The sequence below is a fragment of the Kaistella sp. 97-N-M2 genome (assembly GCF_021513235.1).
GTDB lineage: Bacteria > Bacteroidota > Bacteroidia > Flavobacteriales > Weeksellaceae > Kaistella.
On sequence record NZ_CP090976.1, the window covers coordinates 1,297,060 to 1,317,146 of the forward strand.

The 20,087-nt window shown below is 40.7% G+C and carries 20 protein-coding genes; 7 read left to right on the forward strand and 13 right to left on the reverse strand.

Translation table 11 applies throughout. The annotated features are described in order from the left end of the window. Positions 1 to 76 precede the first annotated feature (76 nt). The 3 genes from L0B70_RS06180 to L0B70_RS06190 all read right to left on the reverse strand — a co-directional run bounded on the left by L0B70_RS06180 (position 77) and on the right by L0B70_RS06190 (position 2,183). Positions 77 to 400, reverse strand: coding sequence for a DNA-directed RNA polymerase subunit omega (locus L0B70_RS06180; protein WP_235143408.1), 324 nt, complete (start codon positions 398 to 400; stop codon positions 77 to 79). Positions 401 to 442: 42 nt separating this feature from the next. Further along, the gene (locus tag L0B70_RS06185) at positions 443 to 1,417 is read right to left on the reverse strand and encodes an outer membrane protein assembly factor BamD (RefSeq protein WP_235143409.1); all 975 of its coding nucleotides are present in this window, start codon (positions 1,415 to 1,417) and stop codon (positions 443 to 445) included. A gap of 142 nt (positions 1,418 to 1,559) precedes the next feature. Next, complete coding sequence (locus tag L0B70_RS06190; RefSeq protein WP_235143410.1) at positions 1,560 to 2,183, reverse strand: TetR/AcrR family transcriptional regulator; 624 nt, start codon at positions 2,181 to 2,183, stop codon at positions 1,560 to 1,562. Positions 2,184 to 2,276: 93 nt separating this feature from the next. Here L0B70_RS06190 and L0B70_RS06195 point away from each other — a divergent pair, with 93 nt between their 5' ends. The 4 genes from L0B70_RS06195 to L0B70_RS06210 all read left to right on the forward strand — a co-directional run bounded on the left by L0B70_RS06195 (position 2,277) and on the right by L0B70_RS06210 (position 4,794). Continuing rightward, complete coding sequence (locus tag L0B70_RS06195; protein ID WP_235143411.1) at positions 2,277 to 2,906, forward strand: TatD family hydrolase; 630 nt, start codon at positions 2,277 to 2,279, stop codon at positions 2,904 to 2,906. A gap of 2 nt (positions 2,907 to 2,908) precedes the next feature. Beyond that, positions 2,909 to 3,637 (forward strand): ThiF family adenylyltransferase, encoded by a 729-nt coding sequence (locus L0B70_RS06200; RefSeq protein ID WP_235143412.1) that lies wholly within the window; start codon positions 2,909 to 2,911, stop codon positions 3,635 to 3,637. A 69-nt stretch (positions 3,638 to 3,706) separates the two neighbouring features. Then, positions 3,707 to 4,084: a ribonuclease P protein component gene (gene rnpA, locus L0B70_RS06205; RefSeq protein WP_235143413.1), complete on the forward strand. Its 378-nt coding sequence runs from the start codon at positions 3,707 to 3,709 to the stop codon at positions 4,082 to 4,084. 59 nt (positions 4,085 to 4,143) lie between these two features. Beyond that, complete coding sequence (locus tag L0B70_RS06210) at positions 4,144 to 4,794, forward strand: DUF4126 domain-containing protein (RefSeq protein WP_235143414.1); 651 nt, start codon at positions 4,144 to 4,146, stop codon at positions 4,792 to 4,794. 29 nt (positions 4,795 to 4,823) lie between these two features. On the opposite strand, the gene L0B70_RS06215 is transcribed toward L0B70_RS06210, so the two are convergent. From L0B70_RS06215 to L0B70_RS06260, 10 genes are all read right to left on the reverse strand, one after another. Continuing rightward, positions 4,824 to 6,638, reverse strand: a complete 1,815-nt coding sequence (locus tag L0B70_RS06215) for a tetratricopeptide repeat protein (protein WP_235143415.1) — start codon at positions 6,636 to 6,638, stop codon at positions 4,824 to 4,826. Between the two features lies 1 nt (position 6,639). Beyond that, on the reverse strand, positions 6,640 to 7,203 hold the full coding sequence (lptE, locus tag L0B70_RS06220; RefSeq protein WP_235143416.1) for an LPS assembly lipoprotein LptE: 564 nt from the start codon (positions 7,201 to 7,203) through the stop codon (positions 6,640 to 6,642). Further along, entirely contained in the window at positions 7,203 to 8,471 is a 1,269-nt protein-coding gene (locus L0B70_RS06225) for a sigma-54-dependent Fis family transcriptional regulator (RefSeq protein WP_235143417.1), read from the reverse strand. Before L0B70_RS06225 ends, lptE begins: the two co-directional genes overlap by 1 nt. A 31-nt stretch (positions 8,472 to 8,502) precedes the next feature. Further along, a complete protein-coding gene (locus tag L0B70_RS06230; protein ID WP_235143418.1) occupies positions 8,503 to 9,303 on the reverse strand; it encodes a tetratricopeptide repeat protein in 801 nt (266 codons plus the stop codon). Next, on the reverse strand, positions 9,275 to 9,778 hold the full coding sequence (locus tag L0B70_RS06235) for a hypothetical protein (protein ID WP_235143419.1): 504 nt from the start codon (positions 9,776 to 9,778) through the stop codon (positions 9,275 to 9,277). Before L0B70_RS06235 ends, L0B70_RS06230 begins: the two co-directional genes overlap by 29 nt. A 13-nt stretch (positions 9,779 to 9,791) precedes the next feature. After that, the gene (gene miaB, locus L0B70_RS06240) at positions 9,792 to 11,228 is read right to left on the reverse strand and encodes a tRNA (N6-isopentenyl adenosine(37)-C2)-methylthiotransferase MiaB (RefSeq protein WP_235143420.1); all 1,437 of its coding nucleotides are present in this window, start codon (positions 11,226 to 11,228) and stop codon (positions 9,792 to 9,794) included. Between the two features lie 224 nt (positions 11,229 to 11,452). After that, on the reverse strand, positions 11,453 to 12,175 hold the full coding sequence (locus L0B70_RS06245) for an energy transducer TonB (RefSeq protein WP_235143421.1): 723 nt from the start codon (positions 12,173 to 12,175) through the stop codon (positions 11,453 to 11,455). A gap of 138 nt (positions 12,176 to 12,313) precedes the next feature. Then, positions 12,314 to 13,513: a diaminopimelate decarboxylase gene (gene lysA / locus L0B70_RS06250; protein ID WP_235143422.1), complete on the reverse strand. Its 1,200-nt coding sequence runs from the start codon at positions 13,511 to 13,513 to the stop codon at positions 12,314 to 12,316. 109 nt (positions 13,514 to 13,622) lie between these two features. Next, positions 13,623 to 14,846 carry a PolC-type DNA polymerase III gene (locus tag L0B70_RS06255; protein WP_235143423.1) on the reverse strand — a complete coding sequence of 408 codons (1,224 nt, stop codon included), beginning with the start codon at positions 14,844 to 14,846 and terminating at the stop codon, positions 13,623 to 13,625. Between the two features lie 44 nt (positions 14,847 to 14,890). Further along, positions 14,891 to 16,414, reverse strand: coding sequence for a helicase HerA-like domain-containing protein (locus L0B70_RS06260; protein WP_235143424.1), 1,524 nt, complete (start codon positions 16,412 to 16,414; stop codon positions 14,891 to 14,893). Between the two features lie 135 nt (positions 16,415 to 16,549). Between L0B70_RS06260 and L0B70_RS06265 the strand changes: the two genes are divergently transcribed. The 3 genes from L0B70_RS06265 to L0B70_RS06275 all read left to right on the forward strand — a co-directional run bounded on the left by L0B70_RS06265 (position 16,550) and on the right by L0B70_RS06275 (position 20,005). Next, positions 16,550 to 16,912: a hypothetical protein gene (locus L0B70_RS06265; RefSeq protein WP_235143425.1), complete on the forward strand. Its 363-nt coding sequence runs from the start codon at positions 16,550 to 16,552 to the stop codon at positions 16,910 to 16,912. Between the two features lie 108 nt (positions 16,913 to 17,020). Continuing rightward, complete coding sequence (locus L0B70_RS06270; protein WP_235143426.1) at positions 17,021 to 17,887, forward strand: hypothetical protein; 867 nt, start codon at positions 17,021 to 17,023, stop codon at positions 17,885 to 17,887. A 126-nt stretch (positions 17,888 to 18,013) separates the two neighbouring features. After that, entirely contained in the window at positions 18,014 to 20,005 is a 1,992-nt protein-coding gene (locus L0B70_RS06275) for a TonB-dependent siderophore receptor (RefSeq protein WP_235143427.1), read from the forward strand. Positions 20,006 to 20,087: the final 82 nt, after the last annotated feature.

Consider the following 20,087-nt stretch of genomic DNA (forward strand, 5'->3'; position numbering starts at 1 on the left):
GGCCTTCGGTAGCCTTCATAAAAAAATCACAAAAGCCGAAACTTTTGTGATTTTCTATTTTGTAAAAACCAGTTGCCTAGTTTCTTTCGTCGGTATTTCTAAAATAAATATCGCCGTCTAACCATTCCTGAATAGCAATGGAAGTTGGTTTCGGAAGTTTTTCGTAATGTTTTGAGATCTCAATTTGTTCTCTATTTTCAAAAACTTCTTCCAAAGTCGAATTATGCACGGCAAATTCGTCCAGTTTACTATGAAGTTCAGAGCGGATTTCAGCATTAATCTGCTCTGCTCTTTTACCCATAATAACGATGGCTTCGTAGATAGAACCCACCTTTTCTTCGATTTTATCTTTGTCGTACGTTATCGTACTTAATTCCGCTTTCGAATCTTTAACGCTCATATTCAGTGAATTATTATTTTGATAAGTTTGCAAATATACGGGTTATTTTTGGATTTGGAAAGTAGCTGCCGGCGCTGGCGTTACAAGTGCTGCGCTGTCTCTTTTAATCTGGTCGCTGTTTTTTTCGGCCACGTTCAGGTCTTTCTCTGCGTTAAGCCGTACTTCTTCCGCTTTTTGCTTGTCTAAAAGTTCTTTCTTCCGGTCTTCTACTTTTTTCTCCAGGATCAAAAAATCCTCTTTTTCGCGCATCAGTTTGTTGCGCAGGTCAAGAGCTGTTTTTGCATTTTCCGTGTTTGGCATTTCTCTTTCAATCTGTTTTGTGAAAGAAAGCGCATTTTCAATCCGGTCTTTTTTCAGGTCGTAAACAGAGTTGACCGCCAGTTCATAACGGGATTTCAGAATGTAATCATAGATTTTCGGACGAAGTTTGGTGCTCGGAAAATCGTCCAAAACATTTTCGAAAGAAACATTTGCCGCTTTGTAATCGGCAATATTGTAATATTGTTTTGAATTTTCGAAAGCTTTGAATTCCAGTTTATAACTCAATTCGTCAATAAGTTCATTTATGTTTTTGGATTTCTCGGAATTTGGATAAGAATTCAAAAAGTTTTGAAGTTCGTTGATCGCCAGTTCAGTATTGGTTTGATCGAGATTATAATCCATAGAACCTTCGTAAAAACATAATGCCGACATGTAGGAGGCGTCTTCAGCACGCTTATCCTGAGGAAAAGTAACCGCGAAATTCTTGAACTGATGGCCGGCCAGTTTATAATTTTTATCGTAATAATTAGCGTAGGCAGAATTGTAAACCACGTTCGGCGCGTCATCGGTTCCGGCAACCAGGTTCGATAAGCGTTCGTAAAGAGCCAATGCATCGGTCCATTTTTTCTTTTCGAATTTTTCATTCGCCACCTTCAGGATATAATCTTTGTCCGCACTTTTCATCGCTAAATCCTGCTGCCGGTTACACGCGGAGAGTGCGAAAAATGCCAGGGCTATTATCAAATATTTTTTCATAAATCTATTATAGCAGAAAATCACAAGGGTTTAGTTTCTGCGGTTCAGTTTGCAAAAATATAACTTTTTTATCAATAGATTTTTTTTTATGATTATTTAACTAATATTTTCGCGGTGAAGCGATTTCTGCCGAAATTTTTTATTAAGCGGTATAGCCGATAACCGAAAATACCGTTACCAAGAGATTCGCCTGAATTTTCTTTTCCGCTTCCGCTAAATAGTTTTCATCTTTCCCCGACACGTACAGTTCGTAAAAGTTTTTATTGCGGATGACAAAAAGCGACGATCCCACAATAACCGTGAGAATATCTTCGGGTTTTGGCATGTTTGTAAATACGCCGGAAGCAACCCCTTTCTTGATGACTTCGTCGATTTTCGTCGTGAAGGTCGTGTAAAATTCGAGCAAATCATCCTTTAAATGTTCGGTATGCCGAAGTTCCTGCGTCACAAAACCATGAAAATAGTTATATTTAAATAACTGACTTACAACGTATTTAACGAGTTCTTTCATCTGCATTTCAGGTTTTCCGTCTTTAATGATTTCTGCAAATTCTGCAAAACTCTCTCTGGTTTTTTGTACCCGATACCGATACAGGTAAGACATCATTTTCTCCTTAGAGCCGAAATAGTAAGAAATCATCGCAACATTAATATTGGCGTTCGTCGAAATATCGCGAATTGAGGTGCCTTCAAACCCCTTTTTCGCAATCAATTTTTCCGCAACATCCAGAATATGAATCTGTTTCTCTGAAAATTTCTTCTCCATTGGTGTTTAATTTGAGTAAAGTTAAGAAAATTTTAACAAAATTTAAAACAAATGTTTAAACATCTCCGTCGGATTTTTTTGATATTTTTGAGTATGAAATTTTTCGATTTCCATCATCACCACCTAGAAAATGAATTTGGAATTTATAATTTGAAATTCAACGAAGATGTTCCGAAAGGTTTTTTCTCGGCAGGAATTCATCCTGATGCAATTTCTACCGATATCGACACACAGTTTGAATGGCTAAAGGAGATTTCCAAACTCCCGAACTGCGTCGCTATTGGCGAATGCGGTTTGGATGGCTTGATCGATGTGGAAGATAAATTGCAGGAAGACGTTTTCAAAAAGCAAATTTTTTGGGCCAACGAAGTTCGAAAACCCATTATCATTCACTGTGTAAAAAGATTTTCAAGGCTTGGTGCTTTTAAAAAATTATCCAAAGTTCCTTTGATTGTTCATGGTTTCAATAAACGAAAAACCATCGGCGACGAATTGAAGAAGAATAATTTCTACCTAAGTTTTGGACAGTCCGTTCTGTATAATGTAAATTTGCAGGAATTTTTAAGAGATTTTCCGCTCGACAAAATGTTTTTGGAAACGGACTCCGCAGACTTTGACATCGAAGAACTCTACGCTAAAGTCGCTTCGTTAAAAAAGATTGACAGCGACGAATTAACGCAAAAAATTAAAGAAAATCTTCAGGTTTTACAAATTTCAATATAAAAATGCAGAAAAATTGGCTCGAAAGAACGGAACTACTTATTAAGGAAAACGGCATCGAAAAACTTCAGAATGCCAATTTGCTGGTGATCGGTTTGGGTGGTGTTGGTTCTTTTGCAGCAGAGTTTCTCGCCCGCGCCGGAGTAGGGCAAATGACCATCGTGGACGGCGATACGGTAGATATTACGAACATCAACCGCCAGTTGCCCGCCCTGCATTCAACCCTCGGAAAGTCGAAAGTGGACGTCGTAGCGGAACGGCTTTTAGATATTAACCCGGCCTTGAAACTCTTCAAAATAAATGAATTTCTGAGCCCGGAAAGAATGGAGGAAGTTATTGATTCGCAGAAATTTGATTATATTTTAGACTGCATCGACAGCGTAACGCCCAAAATTACTTTGCTTAAAATGGCGAAGCGGAAAAAAGTGAAGATTGTAAGCTGTATGGGCGCCGGTGGAAAAGTAGATCCGTCGAAAGTGATGGTGCGGGATATCAGCAAAACGCATAATTGTTTTTTAGCGCGTCAGGTTCGGAAGCGTCTCAAAAAAGAACATGTGAACAAAGGCATCAGATGCGTTTTCTCCAATGAAATTCAAAGCGAAGAAAGTTTAAAAATGACCGATGGCGCCAACTTTAAGCGGTCTTTTTATGGCACAATCAGCTACATTCCTGCTATTTTTGGACTGTATGCCGCTGCGGAAGTGATTGCTTATTTAACAAAGGACTCCAAATAATTCTTACATTGCAGCCGCAGGGATTTCCGGATTTTTGGAAATCCTCATTTTCAATAAACTAAACAGACTTTGACTCAAAAATATCCAACACGGGAAAAGCTCAAGCAGAAAAAAGAAATAGATTTTCTTTTTGCGAAAGGGAAGTGGCAAACTTCGGGGAATTTGCGAATCATCTCCATTGATTTGGAAAAAAAACCATCCGAAGAATTTTCGCTGCCTAATCAACGTGTTGGCGTGTCGGTATCGAAAAAATTTTTTAAAAAAGCCGTAGATCGAAACCGAATAAAAAGATTGCTGCGCGAATTGTATCGTCTGAACAAAGATATTTTTACGGAGCAGTTCGGCAAGCAGTCTTTGTCGATGATTTTTTGGGTCTCCAAAGAAAAACCCACAAATTATCAATCTTTGGAAGAAAATTTCATAACGCTCTGTCAATCAAAAAAATAAAATACCAGCTTAATTACTTTTCGTAAATTTGGGTAGGTTTATCTTATAACTTCAAAAATATGTTGGATCATGTTCCGTATTTGCCGTACGCCATCAGTGCTTTTATAGGTATTGGATTGGCCGCTGCTACAGGCTTCAGAATATTTCTGCCCATGTTCGTCGTGAGTTTAGCTTCTTACATGGGATGGATTCCCATGAATGGGAGTTTTGAGTGGTTATCGGGCTTGCCAACTTTAATTGCCACAGGAATTGCCATGATGGTTGAGATTTTAGCGTATTATATCCCTTTTGTGGATCACTTGTTAGATACCATTTCGATTCCGCTTGCCACGTTGGCGGGTTCGGTTATGTTTGCGAGTCAGTTTGCAGATATCGGAACATTTCCGCAATGGGCTTTGGCTTTAATCGCCGGGGGAGGAACGGCCGCCGCCATCAGTTCGGGTTTTGCCGGAACACGTGCTGCCTCCACCGCCACCACTGGTGGATTTGGCAATTCTGTGGTCGCGAGTACAGAAACGGCCGGTGCCGGTATTATGTCGGTTTTAGCTTTGGCCGCACCGGTTATCGCATTTATTGTCGCCATCATCTGCATCATTGCATTTTTGGTTTTAGGCAGAAAAATTTGGCGCAAATTCCGGAATTTCAACACTAACAAATCGGTTAAAACCATCGACGTCGAATCCGTAGAAAATCCACGGCATTTAGAATAACAGAAAAACGCTCAATGAAGAGCGTTTTTTTAGGGGTTTTTCCGAAGTTCTTTAATTTCCTGAATTTTGTCGCGGAACATATTTTCCTTTTTCGGATGTTTGGTAATGAGTGTTTCGTACGCTTTTATGGCCTTTGCGTAAAGTTTTTGTTCCACATACAAATTGGCTAGAGTTTCCGTCATCAGATGAGAGATATTGGAGCCTCTCTCCTTTACCACAAAATCCGACTCTTCTTTCAGTTTCGAAATACGTGGCTCTTTTTCGATGAATTTCTCGATGACGTCATTTTTCACTTTAACTGTAGAAACCGGAGGTTTTTCTTCGATAACGGGCTGAATTCGTTCAATTTTCAACCAGTTTTGCCAGGTATTGATGAAATTGGTCACATTGCTGTCCTGGGTCTCAACTTCTTCAATAGGTGTTTCTAAAATTTCTTCTGCGGGTTTTTCCTCCTTTTTAGATTGAATGGCAGAGACATTTTGCGTAAAAAAGGACGCATTAAAAACCGGTCTCTCGTCTTTTTCGGTTTCTGGCGATGAAATAACTTCAGGTTTACTTGCCGCTTTGTCTACCGATGATTTTTCTTCGGATTTTTTTTCAGGCTCCTGCTTAATCAGAGCATCGGGAGTATTGCTGGCGAACAGCATAGGTTTCCAGGACAGATTTTTCGCCGGCGCGTTGTCCGTAGCGTTCTCCGTTACGATTTCGGGTTTTTCTTCGGCTTTAGAAACTTCGGAAGCGTCGGTCATTTCCGTTTCTTCCGTATTTTCTTTTGAGTTTTTTGCAACTTTTATTTCCGGCGTGGCGGGTTCGAAACTTTGGGTATCAGAGAAATTCAGCTCGCGGTTTTCTACTTTTTCGGGCTCCTGTATTTTTTCTTTCTTTGAAGCTTTTACTTTGGCTTCCACGGCTGCGATGAGGCGCTGCATTTCCTCTTCCTGCCTGCTTAGCTGTGGTTTTGGCGGTTCGTAATTTTCTTCTTTATTCTCGCCGTGCGTAATTTTAACTTCCGGCAGAAAGTCGGAAAGGCCGTGAAAACTTATTTTGGAGGAATCGACGATGGGCTCTTCTTCGTTAATTTCGTTCTCATCGACAATCGTTTCCGCACTAAAATCTTCAGCGTTCTCGATTTTTTTTAATTCTTTATTTTCGGGAGTTTCAACGGAAACTTCGGGCAGAAATTCCTCCACTTCGTGGAAACTTTTCTGCGACGGATCTTCTATCGTGCCTTTTTCAGCTCCAATTTCGCTTTCACTGATGATGCTTTCTTTCGAAAAGGTTTCAGCCTCTTCAACTTCTCTAAATTCCGTTTTTTCCTCAGATATCGAAGGTTTTACTTCAACTTTCTTGTTCGCTCCCATACTCTGAGTAACGATCGTGCCGGATTCCAGCGTCGATTCCAGATCGATAGGCTCGGTTTCTCTTTCTAAAAAATCTTCTTCGCCTTCAAATAAAATCCTGTTCAAAACGCCGTCTAAAAATACCGGTTTAGCCGTGGGCGCAGGGGAAAAGGTAATCTCCTCGTTGAAAGGAGTCTTTTCAGATTCAACCTTAGCTTCAGTGGTTTTATCTATTTCCGGATTTCTCACTTTTTCTTCAGTAGAAATGGTGTCCTTCTTCGTATTGATGAGTTGATACAGAATTTTCTTATCGGTAGTGTACGCCGCAGCAACGGACAATTCTTTGCGGTAATTCTCCGGCTGAAGACGATGGGTTCCAAACAAATGCAAGGCTCTTAAAGCCTGCAAATAGGGGTGTTTTTTTACCTCAGCATTCAGAAGATCTAAATCCTGCGTCTGTATGAGTTGTGGGTCTTTTACTAAGGCTAAAATTCGTGCGTTCATTTTACCAGTTGGCTACAATATCGTTAAAAATTTTATTGATGATTCTTTCGTTCACCAGTTTTACCTGCGTCGCTTCGATGGCATTAATGTCTAAATCGCTGCTGAAAACGGCCTCATCAGAATAAGTTCTGTCAAAACTTTTGTCTGGTTCCACCCGGTTTTCGTAATGAACTTTTACCGTGATCGTCAATTTATTCTGGGCAGCCTGAATGTTGCCACCCGGCGCGTTCACCGTGGAAGAAATGGTGGTGGGCGAAATGATATAATCCGTGATTTCGCCTTCAATTAAAATATCCGGAACTTCTGTGGAACCTTTCAATGTGGTGCGCTGCAAAAATCTGTTTTGGATATCCGTGGAAAACTGCTGCGCCAGATTAGGATTCATCAAAGCAGAATTATTAGGGAAATCCCGGATCTGAATCGTCTTCGTTTCCGGACTTAAAGAAGAACCCGTAAAACTGTAGCAGGACTGAAGAAGAAAGGAAAAAAGCGCAGCGAGAACGAGCGCCAATAAGCGAATTCTCGGGGGTTGCAATTGAAAATTGAATACCTGAAATCTCTTCATTAGTCTTCTAAATTATATTGTTTTATTTTTCGGTACAAAGTTCTTTGGGAAATTCCCAGTTCGTCGGCAGCTTTGTTTCTTCTGCCTTTGTGTTTTTCTAAAGCTTTTACAATGAGTTCTCTCTCATTGTTTTGCAGCGAAAGCGAATCCGGTTTGGTCTCTTCAATTTCTATATCTTCAACATCCTGATATTCTTCATTTGAGGTGGAAATGCTGGAAGAATTTTGTCCGGAATTTTCAAAATAAAGCAGCGAATTGGCTTTCTGATTTTGAGATTCGGGCGTGAAAACGCGGTTAATGAGATTTTTTTCCTGATTGCTTAAATCACCGCTTTCCCGGTTTTTGATGAGTTCCGAAGTTAAGGATTTTAAATCGTTCAGGTCATTTCGCATATCGAAAAGGATCTTGTACATAATCTCTCTTTCGGAGTGGAATTCGTTGGAAGAAACCGCATTTCCTTTTTGCACAACGGCCGGAAGCTGTGTTTGCATAGGAATATATTCTGCTAATTTTACGGAATTTATGGTTCTTTCCTGCTCCACAACAGTCATCTGCTCCACGAGATTTCGCAATTGTCGAATGTTTCCCGGGAACGGATAATTTTCCAGATAATTCACAGCATCGGTCGTCAAAACCAGTTCGGGCATTCTGTATTTTTCCGCAAAATCGATGGCAAATTTGCGGAAAAGCAAATGGACATCTCCTTTTCTTTCGCGCAAAGCCGGCATATCGATTTGTACGGTGTTCAAGCGGTAATATAAATCTTCGCGAAAGCGGCCGTTATTAATGGCGTTCAGCATATTTACATTGGTGGCGGCCACAATGCGCACCTCGGTTTTTTGAATTTGCGAAGAACCCACTTTCATAAATTCGCCGCTTTCTAAAACACGTAGCAGACGAACCTGCGTCTGCAAAGGCAATTCGCCCACTTCATCTAAAAAGATGGTTCCGCCATCGGCCACCTCAAAATAGCCTTTTCGCGTAGAAGTTGCGCCGGTGAAGGCTCCTTTTTCGTGGCCAAAAAGTTCGGAATCAATGGTCCCTTCGGGAATTGCACCACAGTTAACAACAATATAAGGTTGGTGTTTTCGGCGGGATTCGCCATGAATAATCTTCGGGATGAATTCTTTTCCGACGCCGCTTTCGCCCATCACCAGGACGGAAATGTCCGTAGGTGCTACCTGAATAGCTTTTTGTAGGGCACGGTTGAGCGCGGGATAATTCCCGATAATGCCAAAACGTGTTTTTATAGATTGTAAGTCTGTCATTTTAATGATTTAAAGATTACTAATTAAATATTTACAGCTCCAGAATCTGGACTCTATAAATTTTGTTGAAATGATGAGTATAAACGTCTTTCATGTTTTTACCTGCATCATACCTTTGTAAAGCGATCTTTTTTAAATCTAAATAATCTTTGTTTCTAATTTTTGCAATTTTACTTTTGTAATATATATTTTCTGCAAAATCGTTGTACTTGCTCTGTCTTTCGAAATTTTCTAAAGCCTGATCATATTTTCTAACGTCGAAATAAGTTGCCCCAAGGTGGTAATAATCGTAAAGGCCTACGTTGTAGTCCTTTGTTGAAAGCTGTTTCTCAATAATTGAAATTGCCCTTTCCTTCTGTCCTAAACCGGAGTAACAAATTGCTTTCACAATTTCTAAATTATAATCACCATTTTGGGAAAAATATCCGTTAAGATTTAAACCTAATTTTTCCAATTCGTCAAAATCTGCAAGAGCACCATTATAGTCTCTTAGAAATTGAAATTTACACCACGCCCGGTAAGGTAAATGCATTTTCGGGTCCATATCAACAGCTTTGTCGATAAGGCTTTTCCAGGTAATGAAATCTCCTCTCTTTAAATAAGGAACGGATTTCTCCATATACGCATTGGAGAAAGTGGAACATAAAGCAATTGCTTTATCAAAACTTTCCTGCGAGGAACGCGATCCTTGAGAAACTGTAGCTTTATTATAAATCTCACAGGCTTTTCTGCAATTTTCTCCTTCAACGCTGTTACAATTGACCTGTGCCTGCATATTGCTGACAATAACCAGTATAAAGAAGCTAAGGAAGTATTTCGGAAACTTTTCCATTCTCAATTTTAAAGGTTAAATATTGATAGTAATTTAATTTTACTCCTAAATATTCTTTCGGGATCCACCCGTCTAAGTTTTTAGTAAAATCTAAAAGCTGATCGCGCAGTTTTTTATTAAAAGCAATTTCCTCATAGTTTGTATTCATCTGCTGAACGCGAAATAATCCAGTCTTGCCGTCGCAGTTCACCACAAAACGTATGGTAATGTAGCCATTTGCGGTTTGATCACTTTGGAAGTGTAAACCTGCTAACTTCCTTTGGATTTCAATTTTCTCGCCTTTGTAATTAAAACTGTTTGCATCGTTATAATATTGAAAAGTCAGTTTTTCGTTGACGCATCGTTCAAATTCATCGTCAATCTTCTTGTCAAAAGAAATATCACCAACCTGAGCGGGATATTTTGAGACTGCGTTTTCAGCTTGGCAACTGAGGACGAGAGGACTTAACAAAATGAAAACTAAAAGATTTTTCATGAATCACTAAATTCTAAGCTACGGTTGTCCCTAAAAGTGTTCCCTGCGTATTGTCGTACACAAAAACAGTCACAATGTCTCCTAATTTCTGGCCTTCCAGTTTTTCGAAAACGCAAACCGCGTTCTGCGAATTTCTTCCTTTCCACTGACTTTCATTCTTTCTGGATGTTCCTTCGATAAGAACTTCGTGGTTTCTGCCCACGTAACCCTGCATTCTTTTTCGCGAAAGTTCGCCCTGTAAAGCGATAACCTCCGCCAGCCTTCTTTGTTTGATGTCTGCCGGAATATCATCTTCCATTTTTTTATGAGCCGGTGTTCCGGGTCTTTCGGAATAGGAAAACATATAACCGTAATCGTATTCCACTTCGCGCATCAACGACATCGTCAATTGGTGATCTTCTTCGGTTTCCGTACAAAATCCAATGATCATATCCTGCGAAAATGAAATTTCGGGCACAATTTCTTTTCCTTTTCTAATAAGGTCCAGATATTCCTGTCTTGTATGCTGACGGTTCATCAGTTGAAGAATTCTGTCGCTGCCACTTTGAACGGGAAGGTGTACATACTTGCAGATATTATCGTGTTTTGCGATCATTCGGAAAACTTCTTCCGTCATTTCGTGCGGATTACTGGTGGAAAACCGGATGCGCATTTTGGGAACTGCAGTCGCAACCATATCAAGCAATTGCGAAAATTTAACGGCTGTTAATTGCTGCATTTCCGTAGCATTTTTAAAATCTTTTTTCGGGCCACCGCCGTACCATAGATAGGAATCAACGTTTTGGCCGAGGAGGGTAATTTCTTTATACCCACCATCCCATAAATTTTTGCATTCTTCGATAATTGAGTGCGGATCGCGGCTTCTTTCGCGTCCTCGCGTAAACGGAACTACGCAAAACGTGCACATATTATCGCAGCCGCGTGTAATGGTTACAAAAGCCGTAACGCCATTGCCGCCCAGACGCACCGGATTGATGTCGGCATAGGTTTCTTCTTTAGACAGAATAACGTTAATGGCATCTCTGCCGTCATCGGTTTCTTTTAATAAATTAGGCAAATCCCGGTAAGCATCGGGGCCCACTACCAAATCGACCAGTTGTTCTTCCTCCAGGAATTTGGTTTTTAAACGTTCGGCCATACAGCCCAAAACGCCCACCGTTAAAGTCGGTTTTTCTTTCTTTAAATTTTTGAACTGAGACAGCCGCATTCTCACGGTCTGTTCCGCTTTTTCGCGAATAGAACACGTGTTTAGCAAAATTAAATCGGCCTCTTCAACATTGGCGGTAGTATTGTAACCCTGCTCGTTAAGAATAGAAGCAACGATTTCCGAATCGGAAAAGTTCATCTGACACCCGTAACTTTCCAAAAAAAGTTTTTTAGAATTGTCGGGTCTTTCTGCAACGGCGAATGCTTCGCCCTGTTTGGTTTCGTCTATATATTTTTCTTGCACGGACTTCGGTTTTAGGATTCAAATTTAAGAAATGATCTCTTCAATTTTGAAAGTTCAGGTGCAAAGATACAAATTTTTGATGCCAGAATGGCAGATTTTGGCGGTGGAAATGCAAGCGGCGGTCTGCACCTTCCATCTGCTGAAAACATTGCAGCTTGTTGAACAGATGCTCCCTTCAAAGAAAAAATCAGCGCTTTTCGGGAAGATTAATTTTGAAGGTGAAACTATTCGGGATCCGTTAAGGCCGACAAATGATATTTATACCGATAATCTACAGGATTTCCGTTGATGGTCGCGGGTTTCCATTTTTTTCTCATGTCTTTGAATGCAAAATAGATCATGCGGTCAAACTCTTCTATACCGGTTTTTTTCGTCAGCACTATATCTTTCATTTTTCCCTCTTTGGAAATAATGAATTCTGCCTCCACCGTAAAAACATCATTCCACGCAAACCTTTTTAAATTGAAATTGGCGATGAGCTGTTTTCTAAAAGCCTCCATGTGATTGATTTCGAGATAATCGTATTTTGGATAGGTTATTACAGGCGAATAATCTGCTTTGTCCTGAAAATAATCGGCGGGAAAAATTAAAAAAGTCGCAAGAGCAGGTGTCTTTTCGCCGTCAACTACGGCAGGCTTCCACTTTGTTTGATGCTTCGCAACGCTTCTGGCCAGATCTGAGGCGCACTTATTGGCAGCGAAATAATCCTGGTTTTGGTCTTTGATAAAGTTGATGGACGCATCGGCATTTATGAGAACAGAAAACTGGTAAAACTCCATTTTATTGGCACAAGGCTGTAAATTTTCCTGCGCAATAATGTCTTTAAAATCGGTGTAGTACGCCCCGTAACCGCCTTCGTACGGTGATTGATTGGAGGGAAACTGCGGCAAAATTTGTGCAGCAGGCAGGAAGGGGAAAATCAGCACCACAAAGATTATTTTTTTCATCCGGCTATTGAATTTAGCGATCGTCTAAACTTAAAGACATTTGAAATCTGAGATCACGCTAGTCCTTAATTTTTGCGCAAAATGCAGTTTTAATTAAAGTTAGCATTTTTAACCCAAATAACATATGTCGAAAGAAAATTAAATCACTTCAATCTGGTTTCTCAGCAGATCTTCAAACTCATCGCGTCTGCGGATGAGGTGCGCCTTACCGTCCAAAAATAAAACTTCGGCAGGCTTTAATCTAGAATTAAAATTGGAACTCATTTCAAAACCGTACGCGCCGGCATTTCTAAAGACCAAAATGTCGCCTTCGCGAACTTCATTCAGTTTTCTGTCCCACGCAAAAGTATCGGTTTCGCAGATATTTCCGACTACGGTGTAAATTCTCTCGTTGCCTTTTGGGTTCGAAAGATTTTCGATAATATGATAGGAATCGTAAAACATCGGGCGGATTAAATGGTTAAAACCTGAGTTGATGCCGGCAAACACCGTCGCCGTAGTTTGTTTGATGACATTGGTTTTCACAAGAAAATGCCCGCTTTCGCTCACCAGAAATTTTCCCGGCTCGAACCAGAGCTCAAATTTTTTGCCGGACTCTTTGGAAAATTCAGCGATCGCTTTTTCTACTTTTTTACCCAAAACTTTCACATCCGTTTCCAAATCGCCATCCTGATACGGAACTTTAAAGCCGCTTCCCATGTCCAGATATTTCAGGTTTGGAAAATGTTCGGCCAGTTCAAACATAATTTCGAGACCCTGAAGAAAAACGTCCGGATCTTTAATTTCGCTTCCCGTGTGCATGTGAAGTCCTTCTACGTTGAGGTTTGTGGTTTTCATCACGCGTTCGATGTGGCGCATTTGGTGGATGGAAATTCCAAATTTAGAATCGATATGTCCTGTAGAAATTTTATGATTTCCGCCCGCATAAATGTGCGGATTAATTCGAACGAAAATAGGATAGGCGTGCCCGTATTTATTCCCAAACTGCTCCAAAATCGAGATATTATCGATGTTGATGTGCACTTTTAGCGACATGGCTTCTTCAATTTCCGTCAAATCTACACAGTTGGGCGTAAAGAGAATTCTTTTCGGCTCGAAACCGGCTTTCAGGCCTAACTTCACTTCGTTAATGGAAACGCAGTCTAAACTTCCGCCCAAACGGTTCACAAATTTTAAAATATTAATGTTCGAGAGCGCCTTGCAGGCATAGAAAAAACGAGTGCTTTTATGAAAAGAGGAAGTAAGTTTTTCGTACTGATTTTTAATGGATTCCGCATTGTAAACGTAGGTTGGAGTGCCATATTGCTCGGCTATTTTCAGGAGATCTTTATTGGTCATTTTAAAACGGATTAGTGGAAATTATTATTAAAAAAAGCAGGGAAAATGTGTTTTCAGGATAACGAAGGATTGAAAACGATGTGCAAATGTAGAAATTTTTGCAGAAAAATTATTTCGGCAGGACCTGAATTTCAAAATCACTACGTAAAAGCGAGAGTTTTAACTCATTTTCCAACTCTGTAGGGCAGGAAGAAAGGTCGATCTTCAGCTTCGATAGTTTTTTCCAGGAATTTATTTGATTGTAAAGTTCGTAAAAGCCAAAAGACGTTAGCTTTCCTTTTTCGAAAATGATAAATGATTTTTCACCCAGCGTACGTCCTTCAGAAAGCCAAAGTTCATTTCGGTCGCCCAGGGAGATTGTTTTTTTCAATACCTCAACATCTTCAAATTGCTTTTGCATCCGAATGAAACTGACCGCCTTTAAACCCTGCGTGAAAGATTTAAATTTCAGCAGAGACTTTTCGTCTTTTTGATCACTGATCTTTTCTGCGATATAAGTTCCGTTTTTATGGAATAAGCCATACGGAAAGTGATCGCGCTTCTGCACGCCTTTTGTTCGCATGATGAGTTTCGCCAAAATATCGTTTCCGGTTAAATCGTAATGAATTTGCTCCACATCTTCCTGAACGGTCTTCCACCGTTTGGACTTGGAGTTGAAAATCATCTTTGCAAATTTGCTGAGATCATCCACAAAATCAAAGAAAATAATTTTGCCCTCCGCGTTTTGAAAATAGATGATGCCTCTTTCGAAAGGCAAATCCTGCGTGAGATGTTTTACTTTGTTCAGATATGTTTTCGCGTTAATTTCTTCATGATGTTGTTGGATGATTTCGGAATCTTTGTCCTTTACCATCAAAAGTTTGAAAAGTTCCAGCGTGGCTCTCGCATCTCCCGAAGCCCGGTGCTGATCGATCAAGGGAATTCCTAAAGATTTCACGAGTTTGCCTAAAGAATAACTTTCCGCTTCGGGAATAAGTTTTTTGGCCAACGGAATGGTGTCGATTGTGTTGATTTTGAATTCGTAACCGAGCCTTTTAAATTCCTGGCGAAGCATGCGATAATCGAATTCAATATTATGTCCGACAAGGGTTGTGTTTTCCGTAATCTCAACGACGCGTTTTGCCACTTCATGAAAGCGCGGCGCCGTTCTCACCATTTTTGGCGAAATTTTAGTTAATTTTTGAACAAAAGGGGTGATCTCGCTTTCGGGGTTCACCAAAGAAATGAACTGATCCACAATCCCGTGACCATCATATTTATATATTGCAATTTCAATGATACTTTCCTTCCTGAAACCGGCTCCGTTACTTTCTATATCAATTATTGAATACATTTTTTCTAATTCTCTCATTAAGTGACCTGCGGGTGCACAAAAATTTATTTTCTTCCACCGAGACCGAGCATTCCTAATACAAATTTTGCACCCTCGCGCGCCAATGTCGTTGTGAAGGTTCTGCCGGCGCGGGATTTCATTACAGATTCGAAGACGCCGGGTTCTTCTTTTACGGTGCGTGTTTTCTGCGTGGGGGCGGCTTTCTGCACGGCCTGCTCCATGCGAGTCGTCAGCATTTCGTAGGCTGAATCTTTATTTACAGGATTTTCGTATTTCGCAACCAGCGCAGAGCGACCTGTTAAATCCGCAACTTCCGCGTCGTTAAGAATATCCATTCTGGATTCGGGCGAGAGCAGGTAGGTTTGAACCAACGGCGTCGGAATTCCTTTTTCGTCCAGCGCAGTGATGAATGCCTCGCCAATACCCATGTTTTGAATGAGTTCGGTGGCTTTATAATAGTCCGTCACCGGATAATTTTCAACGGCTTTCGAAATTTCTTTGCGGTCTTTCGCCGTAAATCCACGCAGCGCGTGCTGAATTTTTAGACCCAACTGCGAGAGCACATTCTCCGGAATATCGCCCGGAATCTGGGTGACGAAATAAATTCCCACACCTTTGGAACGGATAAGTTTCACCATTGTTTCGATCTGGCTGAGTAAAGTTTTGCTGGCTTCATTAAAAATTAAATGTGCCTCGTCGATAAACAAAACCAGTTTTGGTTTACCCGAATCGCCTTCTTCAGGAAAGGTCATGTAAATTTCGGCAAAAAGAGAAAGCATAAACGTCGAAAACAGTTGCGGTTTGCTTTGAATATCGGCAACGCGCAAAATATTGACGACGCCTTTTCCATCCCGCTGCATTAACAAATCTTTCACATCAAAACTTGGTTCGCCAAAAAAAGACGTGGCTCCCTGTTGTTCCAGCGCGACAATGGAGCGCAAAATTGCGCCCAAAGAAGCGGTAGAAATGGAGCCGTAATTGTTGCTCAACTCTGCTTTACCCTGCGGATTATCGGTTACGTACTGCAGTACTTTTTTCAGATCGTCCAGATCGATCAGCGGTAAACCTTTGTCGTCGCAATATTTAAAAACGATCGACATGATGCTTTGCTGCGTATCATTCAGATCTAAAATTTTGGATAAAAGCAAGGGCCCGAATTCGGTTACCGTAGCTCTTAGTTTTACGCCTTTTTCGCCGGAGATCGTCATAAGTTCCACGGGAAAAGCCTGCGCCTCATAGGGAAATTTTGTTTTTGCGTAACGTTCGGTGATGATGGGATTTTGAGCGCCGGGTTCGGCAATTCCGGAAAAATCGCCTTTAATGTCCAGCACCAGCGACGGAATTCCTTTGTGAGACAACTGCTCTGCAAAAACCTGCAGCGTCTTTGTCTTGCCCGTTCCCGTGGCACCTGCGATCAATCCGTGGCGGTTCAGGGTTTTTAGTGGAATTGTAACGTCTACTTCCGTTACCACTTCTGCGCCGAACATTCCTTTGCCGAGCGTAATAAAATCGCCTTTTGGGGTATATCTTGCAGAAAGTTCCTGAATAAATTTCGCTTTATCTGGCATAGTAAAGAGTGTTTTGAGGCGTTAAAGGTAAAAAATATTGCCACACCTTTAATTTATAGGTAAAAATTAATTTTTAAAAGGGTGATGAAAGTCATTTTCGAATAAGACGGGATTGTCTTAATTTTGAACAATCAAATGAAGATTTTATTTTCTATCATATTATCCACCATTATTTTTGGAGCAAGTTTTCAGAACTCGCTTTTTATGATTGATTACCAGATTAACCGCAGCTTTTACGAAATCCATTGCATCAACAAAGCAAAACCCGATCTAGACTGCCACGGTAAATGCCAGATGAAAAAGGAAAGCGAGAAATCTTCAAATCCTTTCACTCTTGTGAAATATTCTTTTGAATTTAATATTTTGCCCACGAAACCCGTAGAAATTTTGTTTAAGAAAAATGAAAGTTTTGCGTTTAATGAAGATAATTTTAAATATCTGGACTTAAATTTTTCTGAAGTTTCGGTAGCCGTTCTGCCGCATCCACCCCAAATTTAATTTGATTTTTTGCAGATGAAATCTTCCTTTTATTTGAATGGGAAGACCGCACCATCGTTTTTCTGTAGCTGGAATTTTTTTTCCCCACAATCAATTAAATTAAAAACAATGAAATTTTCCCTAAAAAATCTTCTTGCCTTTTTGGCAATGGCCTTATTCGTCGTGTCCTGCAGAACTTCAGATTCCGACGATTCAACTCTTCCAACCAACCCGAATACCGAAATGGAAGGCTTAATAAAAATTAAAGAAATCACGAATGATACGCATGTTATCGAGCTTTTTTCCAAATCGGGCACGATTGCTCTCGGATATAATGATCTTCAGCTGAGAATCAAAAATAAAGCGACTAATCAATATGAAAAAAATGCGACAATTTCCTGGACTCCGCTTATGCACATGGAAATGATGGCGCATTCCTGCCCGAAATCCGCGGTGGAAAAACTGGCGACTGACGGCAGTCTTTATGGCGGATATATTGTTTTTCAAATGCCCGGCAACGCCACTGAATATTGGGATCTGAAAATAGATTATTCGATTGCCGGAACTTCCTACTCTGCAACAACTGCGCTTGACGTTCCCGTTGAAACTAAAAAAACCGTCAACTCTTTCCTGGGCTCCGATAATATTAAATATGTAGTGGCGTACATTGAACCGAAATCGCCCAAAGTTGCCATCAACGATATGGTTTTAGGTGTTTGGAAAATGCAGGATATGATGAATTTCCCTGTCGCAGACGGTTACACTGTAAAAATTGATCCGAGAATGCCGGGAATGGGAAATCACAGTTCGCCCAATAACGTTAACCCCACGCAAACGGCGCCAGGAAAATTATACAACGGTAAACTTTCGTTAACCATGACGGGCTACTGGAAGATCAACCTGCAGCTCGCAAATCCCGCGGGAAGCATTGTAGGTGGTGAAGAAATTACGCCGGCTAATACTGCGGGCAGTCTGTTTTTCGAACTCGACTTTTAACATTTCAAGTTCAGGCTAAATTATTGAAAAATGACTTCGCCTGAATTTTCTCTCTCTTTAACGGATGCTTTTGCCTTTCAGTTTCTGAAAGGAAATCGGAGTATCTCATTCAAAAAAAATTCAAAAATGAAAAGAATCATTCTTATCAGCTTTCTACTGCTTTTGTTTTCGAACATTTCTGCGCAGCGAAATGCACAGGATTCCCTCCAGCTGCAACATATTCCCGAAGTTATTGTTATCGGAACAACCAAAATATCAACCCAGGAAAATAAACCTTTGGGTTCAATTGATGAATATCTGCAGAAATCCGCGAAGGTCGATATGATCAAACGTGGCGCTTATGCGTGGGAGCCGCTCATCAACGGTTTGCCCACGGAAAGAACTCTGGTCAGCATCGACGGCATGCGGATTTTCGGTGCGTGTACGGATAAAATGGATCCTATAACTTCTTACATCGAAGTTTCAAATTTAATGGAAGCCAGCATCAGTTCGGGGCAGGAAGGGGCCTGCCATGGAAATACGATTGGCGGCTCCATCGATCTGAAGCGAAATAAAATGACGTTCGGACAGAAAAAATGGAACTTTAATGTAAACAGCGGTTTCGAAACCGTGAACAACCAAAAGATTTTTGGCGCCGGAACCAATTTTAAAACCGAAAAATTTTATACGGATGTTAATTTCATGACGCGTGACGCAGAAAATTATCAAGCCGGCGAGCATATCGAAATTCCCTTTTCCCAATTTCAAAAGATCAATATTTCCGGAATTACCGGTGTGAAGTTGGGCGAAAATAAACTCGTGGAAGCGGCGGTTATCTACGACAAAGCCAATGATGTGGGATATCCCGCGTTGCCAATGGATGTTTCTATTGCGGAAGCTTTAATTACGTCGTTAAAATTTCAAATGCTGCCCGAAGGTAAGTACCTGAAAAACTGGGAAACAAAAATTTATTACAACACCATCATGCACCGAATGGATGACACGAAAAGACCCAATGTGCCGATTCACATGGATATGCCGGGTTGGAGCAAAACATATGGGTATTATTCGCACCTGAAAGCGGTTCTCGGCAAACATCATCTTTTGGCGAATATTAATGGCTTTTACAACAAATCATCCGCGGAAATGACGATGTATCCGGAAGATCCGAATGAAAAACTCATGTTCATGCTAACCTGGCCGGATGTGCGAACGCTGGCTCAGGCCGCTTACCTCGAGGATCAAATTAATTTGGATGAAAATTCGAGTTTAAAGGTGTCCGCCTCTGTAACGATGCATCAGAATAAAGTCGAAAGCGAATTTGGCCTAAACAGTTTGCAGATCTTTTATCCCGATATGAAGGCCGAAAAGACACGGGTTTTAAAAAGTTTTGCGGCGAATTACGCATTCAGCAAAAATGCTTTGCAGGCGGGTTTTGGTTTAGGTTACGGCGACCGCGCACCCTCGGTTTCCGAAGCTTATGGTTTTTATCTGTTCAACAGTTTCGAAAAATACGATTACATTGGAAATCCCCATCTAAAAAATGAATCTTCTCTGGAAGCCAACGCTTTTATCGGCTTAAGAAAAGAAAAATTCAATGCAAAAATTTCTGGCTCTTATTTTCATATTTCGGACTATATCGTCGGAAAAATTCTGGAGAATCTTGTGCCCATGACGATCGGCGCAAATGGGGTAAAAAGTTACACTTCACTCGATTTTGCGAACGTTTTTAATGTGAGTTTATCTACCGAAGCACAAATCGCGGAGCCTTTAAAATGGACTACCCAACTGGTTTATACGCGCGGACAGGACAACCTTAAAGAAAATCTTCCCTTCATGAGCCCGTTCAGCTACCAGACTTCTTTGCGGCTGCAGAAAAATAATTTTTCCGCTGATGTATCGCTCCTCGGAAACACAAAACATAAAGATTTTGCACCCATTTACGGCGAATCTGAAACTCCGGCTTACGTTCTGGTTAATGCGAGTGTCGGCTATCTCTTCAAAATTGAGAGCAGCAGAATCCTTGCAAAGATGGGTGCCGAAAATCTTTTCGATCGGTTTTACACAACGTATTCGGACTGGAATCAGATTCCAAGACCCGGCAGAAATTTCTTTTTGAATCTAAATTTCACGTGGTAACGCGGATTATTTGGTACGCCTGATGTAAATCATCAGCCATTAAACTCCCGTAAATTTTCAGTAAATTTGTTAGCTATCAAAT